Consider the following 18,964-nt stretch of genomic DNA (forward strand, 5'->3'; position numbering starts at 1 on the left):
GCCCGTTCAGTCGTCGTCGGAAACTCCCGGGTCGCCGAGGGGCGCGCCGGGCGGCATGGCGGCGAGCGCGGCGTGCCGGCGCCGCCGGGCCAGCAGCACCGCTCCCCCGAGCACCAGCACCACGCCGACCGCGATCGAGGGGCCGGCGCCCGGCCAGGGGGCGGTGGCCGCGGAACCGGTGCCGGCCAGCCCCGCGCCCCCGGCGAGGGCCGACGCCGCCCCGGTCGGCGTCGCGGGGGCGCGGTCCAGCTCGCCGGGCTCGACCAGCCGGCCGACCGTCGCGTCCCGCGGCAGGCCGAAGCCCCAGTCGAGCAGGGCGGCCCCCTGCTGCCAGCCCCGCTGGGTGGGGGTCTCCGCGCCGAGCAGGGTCACCACGAGGCGCCGCCCGCCCCGTTCGGCCGCGCCCACGTACGTGTGCCGGGCCAGGTCGGTGAAGCCCGTCTTGCCGCCCATCGCGCCCGGGTAGTGGTCGAGCAGCAGGTTGTCGTTCTGAATCTCGAACGCCTTCTCGCGCAGCGCCGGCTGCGCGGGGATCCGCGCGGTGCGGGTGGCGGCGTACCGGCGGAACGCCGGGTCGGCGAAGCAGGCCCGGGCGATCAACGCCAGGTCGTACGCGCTGGTGAACTGCCCGGGTCCGTCCAGCCCGGACGGCGTGACGGCGTGGGTCTGCAACGCGCCCAGCCGCCGGGCCTCCTCGTTCATGGCGCGGATGCCCCCGGCCATGCCGTCCGGGCCGCCGCCCAGCCGGGCCAGGGCGTTGGCCGCCTCGTTGCCGGACTTCAGCAGCAGCCCCAGCCAGATCGTCTCGATCCGGTACCGCCCGCCCTCGGCCAGGCCCACCGCCGAACTACCCGGCTCGATGGCCAGGTCCTCGGCGGTCACGGTCACCTCGCGGTCCGGATCGAGCCTCGGCAGCATGGTGGCCGCCAGCAGCAGCTTCTGCACGCTGGCCGGTACGCCGTACTCGTGCGGTCCGCAACCGCCGAGCACCGCGCCGCTGTCCAGGTCGGCGACCACCCAGGAGGTCGCGGTCACCGCTGGCGGCGCGGACGCGGCCGGCGGCAGGACCAGCCCGGCGGCGGACAGGGCGGCGCCGCCGACGGCCCGCGCGGCGGGAGGGGCGGGGGGCGGCGGCTGCGGAGGCCGGGTCGCCGGGGCCGGCACGTTCGGACAGGGCGGCGCTCCGGCGGGCAGCCGGCCGGCACGGGTCGCGGACGCGCCCGTCCGGGCGGCCGCCGTGGCGGGCGCGGGCAGCAGCGAGGCCGGCACGAGCAGGGCGGCGGCCAGCGCCACGGGCGGTCCCCAGGTCCTCATGGCCGGAGGCTAGCCACGCCGACCCGAACGGGTCGCCGGCTTGGCGATTCGCAGCACGGGGACGGCGGCGCGGGGTAGGCTTCCCGACCCCGCGCCGTCGTCACCCGGACCTGACCGCCTCCACGCCGACCCCGACCGGATCGGGCTGTTCCGCCGGCGCGGGGACGCCGGCGCGCAACGGCTGCCCGTGGTCCCGCCCCTCCGTCGGCCGGCGGCGCCACCACCGCGCCGCGACGAGCACCAGCCCGGCCACGGCCACCGCGCCGAGACCCAACGCCGACCGGTCCAGCGCCGGTCGCAGCGGGGTCGCCGAGACGCGTACCGGGGTGGCGGCGCTCTCCCCGGCCGGCACCAGCCAGGGATGGGTGTCGGTCACCGGGGGCAGGCCGTCGCGGAGCACGGTCACCCCCACCCGCCAGGCGCCCGGGGTGCGGATGTCGTCCACGGCCACCACCCAGCCGTCGGCGGTCCGGGTCACCGGGTGCACGGCCCGCTCCCCGTTCGGGCCGGTGAGCAGGAGCGACACCCCGATCACCGGGGCAGGTGCCGGACGCCGGGTGTCCCCGACCGCGATGCTGACGATGTTGCGCCCGGGGCGGTTGGGGCGGACGGCCACCGTGTCGACGAGGTCGGCCACCTGGCCACTCACCTGCGGTTCGGTCCGGGCGGCGCCGGCCACCGGGAAGGCGGGCCCCCGGGCGGGCCCGGCGGCGGCCAGGGCGCCGGCCAGGCCGAGGACGACCGCGAGCGCCCCGGCCTCGGCGAGCAGGCCCCGGCGGGGCAGGTCGTCCCGGCGCAGCCGGCGGGCGGTCCGCAGACCCCACAGGCCGGCCACCCCGGCCACCCCGGTCTTGGCCAGCAGCAGCAACCCGTACGGGGAGCCGAGCAGCGCATCCACCGTGGACACCTGGGGGCCGGTGAGCAACAGCCCGGTCAGCACGAGCAGGGTGACGCAGCCGACCGCGAGCGCGGCGAACGCCCGCAGCAGGGCACGGAGCTGCGCGGCGCGTTCCGCCGTGCGGCGGGCCACGGGGAGCAGGGCGAACGCGGCGGCCACCACGGCGCCGACCCAGCCCCCGGCCGCGAGGACGTGCACGCCGCCGACCAGCGCGGTGCGGGCCGGGCTGCCCGCCGCGTGGCCGAGCAGCGCGGTGCCGGCCGTCGCGGCGAGCGCCCCGGCCAGACCGACGGCGACGGCCGCAGGTGCGATCCGCGCGTCGGGCGCCGCGCGGAGCCGGTGGGCGGCGCGAAGCACGACCGCGAGCAGGGTCGCGGTGCCGGCCTCGCGGAGCAGCCAGCGACCGCCGGTGAGCTGGTCGGCCAGCAGCCGCCACCCGCCGGCCGCTCCGGCGAGCTGGATGGCCAGTTGCAGCGGCGCGGCGAGCAACGCCACTGCACCCCCGTACGCGGACGCCACGAGCAACCGCCGGCGGAGCGCGCGGTCCATCGCCGGTCCCGGCGACCGGCGGCGGCCGGCGAGGAGGGTGAGGGCCGCGCCGCCGAGCAGGACGGCGAGGCCGAGCAGGCCGGCGGCGCGGGCGGCGGTCTCCCGCGGGCCGGGGCCGACCGGGCCGGCGGCGCCGGCGGCGGTGACCTGCCGGCCGACGCCGAAGACCAGCGTCCCGCTCGTGGTGTGCAGGTCGTCGCTGGACAGGGTGCGCCAGGAGACGTGGTAGGTGTTCGGCGGGAGGGCGGGCAGGCCGGCGACCAGGGTGACCGGCTCCTCGGTGTCGGCGTCCTCGGTGGCGGGCTCCCCGTCCGCGCCGCGCAGCGCCAGCCCGGTCACCGCCCAGTGCCGGCCGTCCCCGTCGACCAGGGCGACGCGGGCGGCGGAGAGCTCGACGTGCTCGGTGAAGGCCAGGGTCAGCGTCTCGGGCACCCGGTCGAGCACCGCGCCGTCGGCGGGCGCGCTGCTCGCCAGGTACGCGTGCGCCCGCGCCGGCGCGGGCCCGACCAGCACGGTCAGGCCCGCCACGGCGAGGACGGCGAAGAGGCGGCCGAGGCGGCGGCGCACGACGGTCACCGCACCGGCACGTGGGCCAGCCGGCGCTGCCCCGACGTGATCTCGATCTTGTCGCCGCGCTTGATCGCGCTGCCGTTGTTCAGATAGAGCAGGTAGTAGCTCTGCCCGGGGCGCAGCTCGTGGCCCTGCTTCATCAGCGCCGCCCGCCAGGCCAGCTTGCCGGAGCGCTCGTTGCGCAGCCGCGGCGGATGCTTCGTGTCGTTCTGGAAGGCCGACGCCTTCTGGGTGTCCAGCACCACGTAGCGCAGCTCTACCAGGCCGCCGTCGCCGACGACGGCGGCCTGGGTGAAGCGGATGCCGAGGGTGGCCTCCAGCTGCCCGTCGTGCGGGACGGCGTAGCCCTGTCGGGCGTCGGCGTACCCGCCGAAGCGGACGATCGACACCGCGACCAGCGCCAGCACGAGCAGCGCGAGGACCAGCCGGCCGAGGCGGGGGCGCGGGATGCGGAACGGGATCGCGACCATGGTCAGGACTCCTCGGGGAGGATGGGGGCCGGACGGGTGCCCGGCCCCCGGGCGTCAGGGTGCGGTGTAGCGGGTGGCGGCGTAGTTGTCGAAGCGCAGCGACCCGCTGGTCGTGGCGGTACGGGCGACCAGGCCCAGCGCCGCCGACTCCACCGTGTAGCCGCCGGTGTCGCCGGTCAGCGTCCCGACCGTGACGCCGCCGACCTTGAGCGTGGCCGAACCGGCGGTGGCCGAGGCCCAGTCGAGCCGTACGGTCCCGCCGCTCGCGGCGACCCAGCCGGTGTACGCCCAGCCGGCCGGCCGCAGCAGCCCCAGCCGGAACTGGTTGACGCCGTTGCTGCGCCGGTACTGCACCACCGCCAGTGCCCCGCCGGAGGCGTTGCGGAGCTGGTAGACGGTGACCACGGCGGTCTGCGGATTGACGGTGCCGAGGATGACGTCGGCCTTGGCGTGGACGGTCCGCTCGGCGGCCGGCGTGTTGTCCACGACGTAGCCGACGGTGCCGGCGACCAGCTCCCCACCGCTGACCGACACCGTGCCGCTCACCTGCGACCAGGCGCTCGTGCCGCCGGTGAAGGCGTCGGCGAAGATCGTGTTCGGCGGGTCCACGGTGACCGTCACGCTGCCGGCCGCGCCCCAGTTGCCCAGCGCGTCCCGGGCCCGGACCCGCAGGGTGTGTGCGCCCCGGCTGAACCCGTTGAGGGCGACCGTGGCGGAGACGGCGGTGCCGCTGACCGTCATCGGATGGCCGTGACCGGCGCCGGGGTCGGCGCCCTCGTACCACTCGGCGGCGGCGACGGCGGAGGCCGCGTCGGTGGCGGTGGCGCTCAGGGTGAGCGTCGCCGCCCGGGCGGTCGGGTTCGGGGCGGCGGTGACCGCGCTGACCACCGGCCCGGTGCGGTCCAGCACGAAGCCGACCGCGGCGAGCGGGCCCCAGTTGCCGGCCGAGTCCCGGGCGTGCACCAGCACCTGGTGGGCGCCGTCGGCGAGCCTGGTCAGCTCGCTCAGCGGCAGCAACCCGTACGTGTTCTCGGTGCCGCCGTTGAACGACCCGTCGAGGGCCACGAAGGTGAAGCCGGTGCCGTCCGCGCCGCCGGTGTCGAGGAAGCCCTCCGCCCCGGCGATGACCGAGTGGGTCCCGCCGCCGGCCGGGTCGGTGAACGCGGCGTTGATCCGCAGGTCGGTCGGGTCGGACGCCGATCCGGTGCGGCCGTCGGTGGCGGCCGGGTCGACCGCCGCCGAGAGCAGGGTCGGCACCGTGCGGTCGACCACCAGGTCGGCCGTGGCGTACGGACCCCAGAGCCCGAACGAGTCCCGGGTGTGCACCAGCACGCTGTGCCGGCCCTCGGCGAGTGCCGCGGCCACCACGGCGGGCACCGTGCCGGACTCGGCGCTGACCGCCGCGCCCGGGCTGCCCAGGGTGAGCGGGGTGCCGGTGCCGTTGGCCCCGGTGGTGTCCAGGAAGTACTCGGCCCCGGTGACCGTGCCGCCGAGGCCGCGGTCGTCGCCGGTGGCGGAGACCGCGACGTCGCCGGTGCCGGCGGTCGGGCTGGGGCTGAGAGTGACCCCGGTGGTCACCGCCCCGGTGACCGCGAGGTTCAGCGTCGTGCTGCCCACCACGCCCCAGTTGCCGGCCGCGTCGTGGCCGCGTACCCAGATGGTGTGCCGGCCCTGGGACAGGGTGGTGAGCAGGTCGGCCGGAAGGGCGGCGGTGGCCCCGGTGACGGTGGGACCGGCGCCGAAGCCGGCGGCGGTGAACGGGATGCCGGTGCCCTCGGCGACCCGCAGGTCGTCGACGACCACCTCGGCCCGGTCCACCACCGAGTTGCCGTTGCGGGCGTCGGTGAAGTCCGCCGTGACGGTCACGGCGTCGCGCACGCTGGCCGGATTCGGGGTGGCCCGGACGTTCGCCGCGGTCGGGCCGGCGTGGTCGCCGCTGACCGGCGGCGGGTTGGTGTCCAGGAAGGTGAGCATGCCGCCGAACGCCTGCTGAGGGCTCACCCCGGTGACCGTGGCGCCGTAGCGCTGGCCGGCGTTGTTGAGCCGCCCGCCGGACTCCAGCAGCGCGAAGCGACGTCCGTCCGGGCCGGCCGGCACGGCGACCACCGCGTCGACCGCCTGCCCCGGTTGCAGCGGCACGGTCACCGCCGCCTCCGGGTACGCGGCCGGCCGGGCTTCCTGGCCGACCACCGACTGGTCCAGCCCGAGCAGGGTCATCGGGTGCGGCTGGAGCCCGGCGGCGACGTAGCGCAGGAGCACCCGGCGGCCGACGTCGGTGGCGACCACATCGGTCTCCGGGAACGCCTTGCCGTTGATCAGCCGGTACGCCGGCGCGTAGGCGCGCAGGTCGTAGGTGCGCGGTGCCGCGTTGAAGGCCGGGTCGACCTCGGTGAGCACCAGCACCGCCTCGTCGTCGTAGACGGAGGCGCCGTCCCCGTACGCGCTGGGCCGGCCGCCGACGGCGGGAACGCGGACCACCAGCGCGCCGACCAGGCCCATGGCGACCTGCCGGGGGCCGAGCGCGGTGTGCCCGGCCTCGTAGAGGTAGGTGCCGGGGCGGGACGCGGTGAACGTGTAGCTGCGGGTGCCGCCGGGTGCGGCGCCGGTGCGGTCCGGGGCGAGCCCGGTGACCGCCGGGAGGGCCAGCGCCAGGTCGTCGGCGAGTCCGTTGTGTACGGTGATCGTCACCCGGGAGCCCTGGTCGACCACGAGCACCGGCCCGGGCAGGGTGGCCGGGGCGGCGTCGGTCGGGGCGAAGCCCCAGATCGGCACCGGTGTGGCGGCGCCGGGCAGCACCACCGAGCCCGGCTTGGCCCACAGCTCGCAGCTGGCGGCGCCGCCGGCGAGCTGGCAGCCGGTCTGCGGCAGCGGGCCCTGCGGCGGGGCCGGCTCCCCGGCGAGGGTGGCCGGCGCCCGCCCGGCGGGAGCCGTGTGCGGCGCCGCGGCGTGCGCCGGGGCCGGGCCGAGGGCCAGCAGCGCGGCCGCGACCCCGGCGACCAGCCGAGGCGTACGGGTCAGTGTCATCGTCGCCCTCCCCTGCCTGATCACGCCGGGCATCCGGCGGGCGGGTCGATGCGGATCAGCGTCATCATTCCGCCGAAGCTCGCCCCGTAGTTGGTGGCCTGTTCCAGCGCGTGGCTGTGCGCGACGTGGTAGTACTCGCCGCACTGGTTGTTCTGCACCACGCCGGGCGGCAGCTCGCCCGGCTCGCCGCCGAGGTACGGGTTCTCCGCGAACCAGGTCTCCGGTCCGGGGCCGACGATCTGGTCCTGCAACGAGGGCAGCGGCACCGGGATCGGGTTGCCCTGCGGGTCCCAGTGCTCGGCGTCCTTCCAGATCATCAGCGTGTCCACGGTCTGCCCGGGTGCCACGTCGATGAGGAAGTTGGAGTACGACAGGTCCTGTCCGCCGGGGCCCTGCGCGGGCCGGCCGTCGCGGGCGATGAGCTGCTCGTCGCTGCCGTGCGGGTGGAACGGGTAGCTCACCGAGCCGGCGTTGAGGTAGCGGATCAGCGCCGGCTTCGGGTTGCCCACCGGGTCGTACGGGCGGATGTGGATGAGCGCCCCGTACGGCTGGGCGGGCAGCCAGTCGGCGTGGTTGGGCGCGATGGTGTCCGGCATGCTGCGGCCGTTGATGGTGAAGTAGCGGGCCTTGTAGCGCGTGAAGTCGTAGGCCCGCTTCCGCTCGACGGCGAGGTGCAGGTCCGGATCGATCTCGCCGAGCAGGTAGAGGTACTCGCGGTCGGGGTCGAACGCCGAGTCGGCCCGGTCGTTCTCCCGCTCAGGGTGGCCGGAAGGGCGGACCACGAGGGCGCCGTAGAGGCCCATCTGCACCTGCTTCTGGGCGTCCGTGCCGGACTCGTAGAGGTAGGTTCCCGGCGGGCCGGCCGTGAAGGTGTAGGTGACCGAGCCGGTGGTGGCGGCGGCCGTGGTGGTCAGCGAGGTGAGGGTGCCGGCGGCGTCGGTCTCCGGCTGGGCCGGCTGCCCGTCGGCGAGCACCTGGACCTGGCCGGGGAAGGTGATCGAGGTGGGCTCCGGCAGGCTGTTGTGCAGCACCACGGTCACCTTCACCCCGGAGGTGACACAGAGCGTCGGGCCGGGGAGCTGGAAGGCGCCGCCGCCGGCCGCGTAGCTCCACATGTAGATGGTGTTGCCGTCGGGCATGGCCGCGTACCCGCCGGTGGCCGTCAGGTCGAAGGCGTTGTCGCCGGCGGTGAGGCACTCCAGGCCGGCGGGCGGGCTGGCGGCCGACTGGCTCGGACCGGGAACGACGAGCACGGCGACGATGGCCGCGACGAGCGGCACGGCGCCGAGCCGCTTCCAACGGCCGCGGTCGAGACGAAGCATCGGAACCCCCATCTCAGGCGTTCGCCCGGATCTGTGCCGGCAGGGTGCCCGGCGGCGAGACCCGGATCTCGGTCAGCTGCCCGCCCCGTCCGCCGCCGGCGTTCGCCAGCGACATCAGGTCGCGGTCGTAGAGCAGGTACGTGCCGGGGCCGGGCGCGGTGAAGATGACGTCCCGGCTCTCCCCCGGCCCGATCTGGACGGTGTTGGTCACCTGGTACTCGGCACTGCCGTCGCGGCCCCGCAGGAGCGCGGCGTCCTTGCCGACCACCAGCAGGTCGACGCCGTCCACGGTCACGGTGTGGTTCTGGTAGCCGAGGTTGGCCAGCCGCAGCAGCACCCGTTCCCCGGCGTTCGCGGTGATCAGCGAGGAGATCGGCTGGTAGCGCAGCCGGCCGGCGGCGGCGCTCATCGGGTCGCCGTTCGGTGCCAGGGTGTCGGGGTGGCAGCGGCCGTTGAAGGCGAAGAAGGACGGCTTGTAGTCGGTCCAGTCGGTGGTCTGGATGTGCGCGTCCCGGTAGTGCGCCTCGGCCCACACCTCGGTGAGCATCAGCGCGAATTCCCGGTCGTACCGGGTGGTGCCGTCGCCGTCGTTGTAGGCGTACTTCCCGGGCGGCACGTCGGCGGTGCCGGCGTTCTGCGCGGGGCGGACGTAGACGATCCCGGTCATGCCCATCTGCACGTGCTCGACGTCCTCGAAGTGGCAGTGGTACATGTAGGTGCCGGCGTCGTGCGGGCGGTAGAAGTAGGTGAAGTCGCGGCCGATCGGCACCGAGATGGACAGCTCCGGGACGCCGTCGAAGAGCGGGATGGCGTTGCGGAAGCCGTGCCAGTGCACGGTGTGCCCGTCGGTGAGGTCGGGGCGGACCGACAGGCCGAGATTGGTCAGCGTGATCCTGATGTCGGTCTCCTGGTCGAAGCCGAGCAGCGGGGCGCTGATCTGCGCCTTGCCGCGTTGGGCGGTGACCTCGGTGGCGGACAGACCGGTGACGTCGCGGAAGCCGAAGACGTAGAGGTCGGCGCCGGGCGGAGCGAGCGGATCGGGCCAGAACGGGCTGATCGGCGGGGCGCCCTGCGGCATGGAGACCCAGCCGTCGGTGGCGGCCAGGTGCAGGGTCGCGGTCGGGTTCGGGACCGCGCGGGGCAGCACCGCGGCCGGGCGTCGGAGCTGGGCGTCGGAGCCGCGCTCCGGCAGGACCGCCCAGGTGCCCAGACCGGTGACGCCGGCCAGCAGGGCGCGCCGGCTGATGCTCGGCTGCCGTACGGGATCGGTCACGATCTCCTCCTCGGTGGATGGGACGGGCAGGGTCCGCGGACGGCCGGCGTGGGCCGGCCGCCCGCGGACGGTCAGGGCAGTTCGTCGGCGCCGGCGTCCGGCCGCGTGGTGCTGCGCGGCTGGCCGTCGATGTCGACCCTCGGCGCGGTGAGGGTGAGGGGGCCGTAGGTGCGGGAGACCACGCCGAGGCCGTTGGCCGGCGAGCCGGCCCCGGCCAGGTGCCAGTCGCCCATCTGTGTGAGCGGGACCTGCTGGAGCACGATCACCGCCTGGCGGAACGACGGGAAGGTGCGCGAGGTCAGGACCTGCACCGACACCGGGAATGGGCTGCGGAAGGCCGGGTCGAGGCCCACCCGGTTGGTGCCGCTCGGCGTGGTGCCGGTGGTGTCCTGGAGCACCGAGTTGGTCGGGGTCAGCGGGCCCACGCCGTCGGCGGAGCCCATGTCCCAGTGCCGCACCGGTTCCCCGGCGGGTGCGTCGGCGGCCCCGATGCCGGTGACCCGGACGCCGTTCCACTCCCCGGCCCGGTTGTCCCAGAAGACGTTGTTGAACAGCTTCGGCTTGCTGAAGGTGGGCGAGCCGGCCGGAAGCGTGGCCTGGAGCTGGTCGCTGTTGGCGGTGGTGGAGAGGCCGGCGGGAGCCGCCCGGCCGTTGCTGGTGGCGGCGGTCGCAGTGGTGATGTTGCCGGCGACCGTGTTGTTGACCATCCGGACGTCCGCGGCGTCGTCGAGCGCCACACCCGCGCCCTCGTGCGTGGAGATGTTGTCCACCACCATGTTGTTCGTCACCGAGATCGGCGCCCGGCCCGCCTGGAGCAGCCGGATGCCGCCGCCGTCGTCGTTGGCGAGGTTCGCCTCCACCACGTTGGCGTCGATCGTCACGGCACCGGAGCCGGGCGACAGCTTCGCCGGGTCCGACGGCAGTTCCCCGGCCACCATGATGCCGCCGGCCTCGTCGTAGGACTGGTTGAGCCAGATCCGGTTGGCGGCGATCCGGCCGTTGTAGGACTGGCCGTAGTGGCTGACACCACCGCCGTACTCGGCCGAGAAGTTGCCGCAGATGGCGTTGTGGTCCACCGAGTACACGTTGCTGCCGGCGAAGATGCCGATCCCGCCGGCCAGGTTGGTGCCGCCGTTGTCGCGGATCTGGTTGCGGGAGATGCTCACGTGGTCGTTGCCGGTGTTCAGGTACGGGGTGCCGACCCGGATCGCGCCGCCGTAGGAGCCGCTGTTGCCGACGATGACATTGTCGGTGATCCGGGTGTAGTCCGCGCCGGCGTGCAGGTAGACGCCGCCCCCCTGGGTGACCACCGCGCCGGGCGCCCCGTACGGCGTCGTCACGCCACCGGTGACGTCGTTGACGTTGCCGGCGAAGTCCGACTGGTTGCCGCCGGTGATCCGGAAGCCGTCGATCGTGACGGGGTTGTCGGCGCCGAACTGACCGGACCGGGCCAGCACGGTCACCACCGCGCCGTCGGGCACCGACGCCGGGCCGAGGTGCGGCAGGGAGCCGACCAGGTTCAGCCAGGCCGTGCCGGTCGGGTTGTCGATGCCGAACGCCCGGCCGTCGAGGGTCGACCCGGCGACCGTGGTGTTGTCGGCGTACCGGCCGCCCGGGCCGACGCCCTGGAGGCGGACCGACGAGTGCACGACCACGTTCTCGTAGTAGGCGCCGGCGGGGTTGTCCGGCCCGGGGGTGTTCGGCCAGACCGCGACCACCGCGATGCCACGGGCGGCGGCCGCCGCCTCCAGCGCCGACTGCACCGTGCCGTAGGTGGTCTCCCCGGTACGCACCGCCCACGCGGGCGGCTTGACCTGGAACAGCCGCGGGTTGGCCGCGCCGCCGAGGCCGGCGCCGGTGGTGGCGCCGAGGAGCTGGAAGGTGAGGCCATTGGTGGTCGTCCGTCCGTTGGCGGCGGTCACCCGAAGCTCGGCCGGACCGACCGAGCCGCCGGTCACGGTGACCTCGATCTTCCGGTCGGACCAGGAGGTGACGGTCACCGTGGGGTCGGTGCCGGCGGAGTCGAGGACGACCGCGCTGCCCGGGCCGCGGGCGCCGAACCCGGTGCCGGTGATGGTCACCCGGCGGTCGGTGTCGGTGCGGCGCAGGAACGGCCGGGAGACCGCGAAGAGCTGGGGGACGTCCCCGGCCGGGTCGCACTGCACCGCACCCAGCTGACCGGAGCCGGGTGAGATGCCGACGGCCGCGACCGCGGTGGGCGCGGTGTCGGTGACCGTGTAGAGGCCGGGCCATGCCTGGAAGTTGGTGGCGATGGTCCGGTAGCGCGGGTTGTAGTTGCCGTTGAGGTGGCCCGGCTGGCCGGGGTCGTTGCCGACGAAGCGGTACATGTTCGGGCACGGGCCGGCCGGCAGGGGGCAGTTGTAGGTGCTGGTGGACGGCTCGATGGCCTCGTACATGCCGTTGAAGTCGGTGTCCACGGTGTCCACCAGGCGGCCGGCCCAGTCGTACAGGCCGACGGGGAGGTTCGGGATGCCCTCGGCCTCGCCGTAGTTGGCGCTGCGCCGGTCGTGGGTCAGCCCCAGGTCGTTGATCACCAGGCCCCAGAAGTGGGTGGGCAGCGGCACCGGGGTGAACAGGTTGAAGTTGGGGGCGGTGGCCTGCCCGCCGCGGACCTCGACGAGCTTGGTGTCGCAGAGCGGGCGCCGCTGGCCCTCGAACGGGCTGCCGCCGCCGTCGACGAAACCGGGGTCGGTGACGTGCACGGTGTGCAGTGCCCCGGCGCAGGCCGAGGTGATGCCGTTGCCCTGCGACGGCGGCTCGCCCGGGTCGGGCTGCGGGTCGGGCGGTGCCGGCTGCTCGGCGGCCTGGTCGGCCGCGGGCGGGAAGTTCTCCTGGGGCAGGAAGCCGTCGCCGTCGAAGACGTTGACGTCCTCCTCGCGGGTGGGCTGGTACATCGGGCCGCCGCCGACCGGGTTGTCCGGGCTCTCCACGCTGACCAGGTAGTCGTCCGGTGTCAGCGGCTGGGTCTGCCCGTCGGGCAGCGGCGCGTACAGCGGCAGGTCGTGGTCCGCTCCCGGGTTGGCCGGGTCGCCCGGCGGGATCAGGTTGAGCGTGGAGTCGGCGAAGGCGTAGTTGCCGTTGACGGTCTGCCCGAAGTTGGTCGGGTCGTTGTCGGTCGGCGCCGCCTGGAAGCCCATCATCGGGGCCTCGACGCACATCTGGTCCGCCTCCCGGCCGAAGTCCGGCAGGGCGAGCTGGTCGGTGAGCGGGCGCCCGTCGAACATCCGGGCGGTGCAGCCCCGGCCCGGCTGCCAGGTCTCCGAGGTGTACGCGTCGTTGAGTTCCGGGCCCTTCCTCAGCGACCCGTCCGCCTCGCGTACCGGGTTGCCGTCGGCGTCCCGGACCACCGCGAACAGGCGGACTTTGATGCCGGGGATGCCCGGCTGGTACGGCTCGGTGGCCGCGTTCGCCGGGTCCAGCTCGTTGCGGGTGGTGTCGTAGGTGACGGTGCCCGCGATGCCACCGTTCTCCGCGCCCTGGTAGGGCTGTACGCCCCAGTCCACCCGGCCGGAGAGCCCGATGATGGGCAGCACGTCCACGTCGACGGCCGCGCCGAGCAGGGTGGTGGGTTCGGGTTCGTTCGGCGCCTGGTAGGTGATGCCGGTCGTCTTGTAGCGGGTGTTGAACGCCTCCAGCACCAGCCACTTGGTCAGCGGGTACGCCTCCTTGATGGCGTAGTGGCCGGCGCTGTCGGTGACCACGCTGTTGGTGGCCTGGTCCATCAGGGAGTTGTCACGCTCCTTGAGCACCACGGGGAAGCGCGGCACGCCGCTCTCCCCCGGGTCCCGCCGGCCGTTGCCGTTGGTGTCGACGAAGACCGTGCCGGTGATCTCGGTGAACCAGCCGACCAGCGGCTTCGCGCCGATGTCGACGGTCTTCCCGCCGCTGACTGTGACGTTGAACGAGTCCAGCAGCATCTCCTGCGGGCCGTCCCAGAGGGTCAGCTGGTAGTCGCCGTCGGGGACGTGCGGGATCCGGAACGAGCCGTCGGCGGCGCCCCGGTCCAGGTAGATCATCCGGTCGCCGTCGCCCAGGTCGGACAGGGCCACCCAGGGCCGGGCGATCGGGCCGGCGATCTTCGCCCCGGCCACCCCGTCGGCCGGCAGCGTGACGCCGCCCTGACCGCCCACGTAGGTGTACGCCTGCACGACCGTCCCGGTGACCGCACCGGCGGCGGTGCCGGTGAGCGGCTTCGGAGCGACGAACCCGAAGTCGACGTACGGCACCGGCTCACCGCCCAGGCTCTGCTCGGTGTCGTAGCCGGTGTCGGCCTCCTGCACCCAGACGTCCCAGTCGTGGCCACCCTCCAGGGTGGTCGTCTGCACCCAGGTCTGTCCGCCGGGCGCGACCACCGAGGCCGCGTACCGGTCGGGGCCGAGGTTGGGGATGACGATGTCGCCCGCCGCGTCGCTGCGGCAGCCGGTGGACTCCCGGGCGATGACCGGCCGGCCGTCGGCGAAGAGGACCTGACCGGCGGGGTGGGTGGCGTCCGGCGCGGCGTGCCGGTACTCGGTGCAGAGCGGGTTGCCGTAGTAGTCGACCGTCACCTCACCCATCACGTCGGCAAGGTGGGCGGTGAAGCCGGCGAGCCCGCGTTCGGCGCCCACCTCGTAGGTGCCGTCGACCGGGACGCTGTCCTCGAAGATCCGCAGCCGGACCGTGCCGAGCGGCAGCGGGTACGGCTGCATGGCGACGGTCACCGCACCGGTCCGCCCCGCGGTGACCGTGAAGTGCTCACCGTCGATCTTGTAGCCGTCGGCGGTCACCGAGATCAGGTAGCGGCCGGCGGGCAGGCCGTCCAGCGCCGTACCCGCGGAGAGGGTGTCCTGGTCGCCCTGGGCGACCACCGGCACCGCGCCCGGGGTGTTGCGGATGGACGGCCAGCGGCAGTGGTCGGCGAAGTCGGGCCCGCTGGCCACCCCGGCCCGGGCGGGCAGGCAGTGCTCGAGCGCGTCGTGCGGGTCGCCGGTGTCGTCCGCGGTGATCATCCAGCGGTAGTCGGTCACCGGGCCGCCCTGCTGGATCTCTGGCTCGACGGTACGGGCGCTGACCACCGCCAGGGTGACCGCGCCCGTGGCCGGCTCGGCGGCGGCCGGGCCCGGTGGCACCACGAACCCGACGAGCAGCAGGCAACTGGCGGACACGAACCAGCGCGGCCAGACGGAACGACGCGGCATGCCCTCACCCCCTCGGTCAGCGGAGAACGGCCGCGTGCGGTACGCAGCCGGGCTGGTGCCGAGCATGGGCGGCGCCGGGGCGCCGATGACCGTTTATGACGACGCCGTCATCCGTCCGTCATCCGGCCGGCGACGCCGCGTGTCGGAACGGCGACAGCAATGCACCCCGTTCGGCTGTGGCGTGAATCAGGAGGAAGGGGCTTCATAAAGGCACCAGAAAGTCGCCGAGGTCTGTGGGGGCACGGTGGGACGAGTACTGGTGATCGAGGACGATGAACGGATCGGCCGGCTGGTCACCCGCGCGCTGGAGGGCGGTGGCCTGCTGACCGAACGCGCCGCGTCCGGGTCGGCCGGCCTGGACGCCGCGCTGCGCCGGGACTTCGACCTGGTCGTACTGGATCTCATGCTGCCTGGCCTGGACGGTCGCCAGGTGCTGGACCGGCTACTGGAACAGCGGCCCGACCAGCGGGTGCTGGTGCTGTCCGCGGTGCCCGAGATCAGCACCCGGGTCGCGGTGCTGGAGGCGGGCGCGGCGGACTTCCTGGGCAAGCCGTTCGCGGTGGCCGAACTGCTGGCCCGGGTACGCGCCCGGATGCGCGGGGCGCCGGGCGGTGACGCCGCGCGGTGGCTGCGGGTCGGTCCGGTGCAACTGGACCTGCACCGGCGACGGACCACCGTGCGCGGGGTGAACGTGGACCTGCCGCTGCGGGAGTTCCTGCTGTTGCAGCACCTGATGAGCCGGGCGGGCCGACCGTGCAGCCGGGAGGAGCTGCTGGCCGACGTGTGGGGCCTGAACTTCGACCCGGGCAGCAACGTGGTCGACGTGTCCGTCCGCCGGCTGCGCGGCCGACTCGGCCGGCCCGACCGGATCGAGACCGTCCGCGGCGTGGGCTATGCGTACTCCGTCGACTGAGCGGCTGCTGGCCCTCGTCTGGAGCCTCTTCGCCGCGGTCAACGTGGTGTTGATGTGGTTCCTGCCCGGACAGGAGACGGTGCCGTTCCACCTGGTCTGGATCAGCCTGGCCCTGGTCTACGGCTTCACCACCTGGCGGTTGTCCTGGATGGTGGCCGCGCTGCTCGCGGTGACCACGACCACGGGCGTGATCCTGGCCCACCACGCGGCGGCCGGCGAGATCCGCTGGGAGGAGACCGCCGAGGAGCCGCTGATGGCGACGATCTTCATCGTGATGGCCTGGCACGTGCACCGCCGGCACGTGCTGTTGCAGGAGATGCGCCGCATCGGCGCCGCCGAGCGGGACCGGGCGCACCGGCAGGAGCTGCTGGTGCGGCTCGCCTCGCACGAGCTGCGGACGCCGCTGACCATCGCCCGCGGCTACACCGAGCTGCTGCGCAGCACCCACGACGACCGGACCACCGTGGAGGACACCGGGGTGGTCCTCGACGAGCTGGACAAGGCGACCCGGATCGCGCACCGCCTGGTAACCCTGATGCAGCTGGAGGAGCAGCACCCGGTCCGTCCGGTCGACCTCGACGCCGAGCTGGCCCGGATCGTACGCCGCTGGACGCCCGCGGCGGACCGGGACTGGTCCTGCCGCTCCGCGATCGGGCTGACGCGGGTCAATCCGGAGCGGCTGGAGACCGCGCTGGACTGCCTCATCGAGAACGCGGTGAAGTTCACCGGCCCCGGAGACCGGGTCGCGCTGCGGGGCCACCGGGACGCCACCGGGTGGACGGTGGAGGTGGTGGACTCGGGGACGGGCATCGGGCCGGAGGCGGTCGCCGACCTGCTCGCCGGGCGGCCGGGGCGCCAGACCGCCACCGGCACCGGGCTGGGCCTGGCCAGCGTACGGGCGGTGGTCGGTGCGCTCGGCGGGCGGCTCATCATCGGCGCCGGCCCGGACGGGGGCGCACGGGTCGGGCTGCGGGTGCCCGAACCGGGCCCGGCACGCGGCGAACCGGTCCGTCCGGGGTCCGTCGGGCAGCCGGTCGCCTGACCCGGGCGATCACACGGCCCCACGGCGGACGAGCAGGCGCAACGCCGCGTACCCGGGCAGCACCGGCAGCCAGAACGTGGCGAGCCGGTAGACCAGCACCCCGGCGACGGCGGTGTTCACCGCAACGCCGTAGAGCAGCAGGCCGGAGACCAGGGCCGCCTCGGTGGCGCCCAACCCGCCCGGGGTCGGCGCGGCCGTCGACACCCCCTCCCCCACCACGCACACCAGCACCACGGGCGCGACCAGCGCCGGGTCGGCCGGCAGGCCGACGGCGAGCAGCGCCAGGTACAGCGCGGCCCCGTAGGCGAGCGTGAGCGCCACGCTGACGCTCAGCAGCGGCAGGATCCGGCCACCGCGGACCAACGCGCGCAGGGCGTCCGCGGCCTGCCGCCGGGCCGCGCGCAGCCAGGCCCGCCACCGGGGTACGGCGAGGGCCACGGCGCCGACCAGCAGCACCCCGAGCGCGATCAGCAGCACCGTCAGGCCCCGCCCGGTGACGGCGTTCACCAGGTGCCGACGGGTGCCCCGGGCGAACGGCAGCAGGACCGGAAGCAGGAGCAGCACCCCGAGCACCCCGGCGGCCCGGTCCACGGCGACCGTGGTGGCCGCCGCCGGTACGGGCAGGCCCTGCTGGCGCAGGTAGCGGATGCTCAGCGCGGCGCCGCCGAGCGCGCCCGGTGCGAGCCGGTTGACGAACGAGGCGGCCACCTGGACCGCCACCGTCCGGCGGAGCGGCACCCGCCCGGCGGCGGCGAGCCGGAGCGCCATCGCGCTCAGCAGGTAGGTGGCGGCCGAGGCGAGCAGCGTTCCGGTCACCGCGAGGGGATCGGCGTGGACCACCGCGTGCAGGGCGGCGCGTACCTGGCCGAGCTGCGGCAGCAGGAAGTGCACCAACAGGCCGAGCATGACGAGCAGGAACACGTCCCGGCGGGTGATCCGGACGACCCGGGCGAGGCGGTCGGGCCGGCCGGGGCAGCGGCGGGCGATCTCGTCGTGCAGGTCGTCGAGCAGGCCGGGCCGGCGGTCGGCGAGCGCCCGGCCGGCGCGGGACAGCAGCGCGGGCTGGAGCCACGGCAGGCTGTCCGCCACCGCGCCGGCGCCGAGCTGCCCGACTGCGGCCGCCACCGCCGGTCGTACGCCCGCCAGCGTCGCCAGCGTGACCAGGAGTTCCACCAGGTCACGTGCCTGCTGTTCGGCCGTGGCCTCGTCGGTGCCGAAGCCGAGGTCGACCAGCCAGGCGGTGGAGTCCGCGGCCAGCACGTTGGCCGCCCGCAGGTCGCGGTGGGCCAGGCCGGCCCGGTGCAGGCGGGCCACCTGCCGGCAGACGTCGTCGAGCAGGTCCGGGCCGAGTTCGGCCGGGTCCAGCGCGTCGAGCGGCCGGCCCGGCACGAACTCCTGTACCAGCAGCGCGTCCCCGGCCGGGTCGGTGGCGGTGGTGACCAGGCGCGGCGTCCGCACCCCGGCCCGCTCGGCGCGCAGCAGGAGGTACGCCTCGTGCTCGTTCTTCTGCTTGGCGGTCACGTACGGCGGTTCGTCGGCGATCCCGCGGTAGCGCACCCGGCGGTAGAGCTTGTAGAGCCAGTCGGCGTCGCGCTGCCTGCCCCCGGTCACCTTCACGAAGAGACACGTGCCGTCCTCGGTGGTGACCCGAAACGGCCGGGAGCCCCGGGCGTCGCCCCGGACCGGGGTCAACCCGACCGCCTCGATGCCGCGGCCGAGGAGCACCTGCCGCAGTCGCCCCGCCGTGCCGCCCGGCCCCACGTCACCGACGATGATCCGGGTGAGGCTCGCCGTGAACCAGCCGACCAGGAGCCCGCCCAGCACGTCGACCGGCAGGTGGGCGCCCACGTAGACCCGGGCCGTCCCGACGGTGGCCACCGCGAGCCAGGCGAGCGGGCGGACCCGCCGGGGCAGCACCGGGTCGAGGACCGCCACGAGCGCGGTCGCCACCGCCACGTGCCCGGACGGGTAGCCGTACCGCCCGGTGACGGCCTCGTGGAGCCGTATGTCGACCAGGAAGGCGGTCGGTCGGGCCCGGGCCACCAGGAGCTTGGCCAGCACGGCCCCCCAGTAGGCCAGGTTGCCGGCGAGCAGCAGGTCCCGGGCCAGCCGCCACTGCCGGGCCGCCGCCGCGACCGCCGCCGCGACCAGGATCGCCGGATACGCGCCGAGCTGCATGACCGGCACCAGCACCGGGCCGGCCGGGCCGGGGATGTTGTTCACCAGCGTGAACAGGTCCCGCTCCCAGCGGCCCGGCGGCCGGTGCCGCGCCCAGGTGCTGACCAGCGCGAACAGTCCCCCGGACAGGAGCAGGCCGAGGACCGGCGCGGGTGACGGACGGTGGGTCCGGTGCATCGCCGGCGTCAGCGGACGGCGGGCGGGCGACCGGCG

The 18,964-nt window shown here is 75.0% G+C and carries 10 protein-coding genes; 2 read left to right on the plus strand and 8 right to left on the minus strand.

Going from position 1 to position 18,964, the window contains the following annotated elements; translation table 11 throughout:
- Positions 1–6: 6 nt before the first annotated feature.
- The 7 genes from NFX44_RS27255 to NFX44_RS27285 form a co-directional block, all read right to left on the minus strand.
- On the minus strand, positions 7–1,314 hold the full coding sequence (locus tag NFX44_RS27255) for a D-alanyl-D-alanine carboxypeptidase family protein (protein WP_262286454.1): 1,308 nt from the start codon (positions 1,312–1,314) through the stop codon (positions 7–9).
- Positions 1,315–1,414: 100 nt separating this feature from the next.
- Positions 1,415–3,337 carry a copper resistance CopC family protein gene (locus NFX44_RS27260; RefSeq protein ID WP_262286455.1) on the minus strand — a complete coding sequence of 641 codons (1,923 nt, stop codon included), beginning with the start codon at positions 3,335–3,337 and terminating at the stop codon, positions 1,415–1,417.
- Complete coding sequence (locus NFX44_RS27265) at positions 3,334–3,801, minus strand: hypothetical protein (RefSeq protein ID WP_212835459.1); 468 nt, start codon at positions 3,799–3,801, stop codon at positions 3,334–3,336. Before NFX44_RS27265 ends, NFX44_RS27260 begins: the two co-directional genes overlap by 4 nt.
- A gap of 54 nt (positions 3,802–3,855) precedes the next feature.
- Positions 3,856–6,825 (minus strand): multicopper oxidase domain-containing protein, encoded by a 2,970-nt coding sequence (locus NFX44_RS27270; protein WP_262286456.1) that lies wholly within the window; start codon positions 6,823–6,825, stop codon positions 3,856–3,858.
- A gap of 20 nt (positions 6,826–6,845) precedes the next feature.
- Entirely contained in the window at positions 6,846–8,147 is a 1,302-nt protein-coding gene (locus NFX44_RS27275; protein ID WP_262286457.1) for a multicopper oxidase domain-containing protein, read from the minus strand.
- A gap of 13 nt (positions 8,148–8,160) precedes the next feature.
- Positions 8,161–9,420 (minus strand): multicopper oxidase domain-containing protein, encoded by a 1,260-nt coding sequence (locus tag NFX44_RS27280; RefSeq protein ID WP_262286458.1) that lies wholly within the window; start codon positions 9,418–9,420, stop codon positions 8,161–8,163.
- A gap of 71 nt (positions 9,421–9,491) precedes the next feature.
- A complete protein-coding gene (locus tag NFX44_RS27285) occupies positions 9,492–14,618 on the minus strand; it encodes an IPT/TIG domain-containing protein (protein WP_262286459.1) in 5,127 nt (1,708 codons plus the stop codon).
- Between the two features lie 259 nt (positions 14,619–14,877).
- On the opposite strand from NFX44_RS27285, the gene NFX44_RS27290 reads away from it, so the two are divergent.
- Together NFX44_RS27290 and NFX44_RS27295 are read left to right on the plus strand one after the other, a co-directional pair.
- Entirely contained in the window at positions 14,878–15,531 is a 654-nt protein-coding gene (locus NFX44_RS27290) for a response regulator transcription factor (protein WP_262286460.1), read from the plus strand.
- Positions 15,512–16,573 (plus strand): HAMP domain-containing sensor histidine kinase, encoded by a 1,062-nt coding sequence (locus NFX44_RS27295; RefSeq protein WP_262286461.1) that lies wholly within the window; start codon positions 15,512–15,514, stop codon positions 16,571–16,573. Before NFX44_RS27290 ends, NFX44_RS27295 begins: the two co-directional genes overlap by 20 nt.
- Positions 16,574–16,582: 9 nt before the next feature.
- Here the strand turns inward: NFX44_RS27295 and NFX44_RS27300 are convergent, their stop codons facing one another.
- Positions 16,583–18,928: a lysylphosphatidylglycerol synthase domain-containing protein gene (locus tag NFX44_RS27300; RefSeq protein ID WP_262286462.1), complete on the minus strand. Its 2,346-nt coding sequence runs from the start codon at positions 18,926–18,928 to the stop codon at positions 16,583–16,585.
- Positions 18,929–18,964: the final 36 nt, after the last annotated feature.

It is taken from the genome of Micromonospora sp. MA102 (assembly GCF_025460765.1).
In the GTDB taxonomy this organism is placed as follows: domain Bacteria; phylum Actinomycetota; class Actinomycetes; order Mycobacteriales; family Micromonosporaceae; genus Micromonospora; species Micromonospora halotolerans.

Excerpts from the sequence above, each read along its gene's own strand:
- NFX44_RS27295 (WP_262286461.1), top strand. The coding sequence starts at position 15,512 with ATGCGTACTCCGTCGACTGAGCGGCTGCTGGCCCTCGTCTGGAGCCTC.
- NFX44_RS27285 (WP_262286459.1), bottom strand. The coding sequence starts at position 14,618 with ATGCCGCGTCGTTCCGTCTGGCCGCGCTGGTTCGTGTCCGCCAGTTGC.
- NFX44_RS27275 (WP_262286457.1), bottom strand. The coding sequence starts at position 8,147 with ATGCTTCGTCTCGACCGCGGCCGTTGGAAGCGGCTCGGCGCCGTGCCG.
- NFX44_RS27255 (WP_262286454.1), bottom strand. The coding sequence starts at position 1,314 with ATGAGGACCTGGGGACCGCCCGTGGCGCTGGCCGCCGCCCTGCTCGTG.
- NFX44_RS27265 (WP_212835459.1), bottom strand. The coding sequence starts at position 3,801 with ATGGTCGCGATCCCGTTCCGCATCCCGCGCCCCCGCCTCGGCCGGCTG.
- NFX44_RS27270 (WP_262286456.1), bottom strand. The coding sequence starts at position 6,825 with ATGACACTGACCCGTACGCCTCGGCTGGTCGCCGGGGTCGCGGCCGCG.
- NFX44_RS27300 (WP_262286462.1), bottom strand. The coding sequence starts at position 18,928 with ATGCACCGGACCCACCGTCCGTCACCCGCGCCGGTCCTCGGCCTGCTC.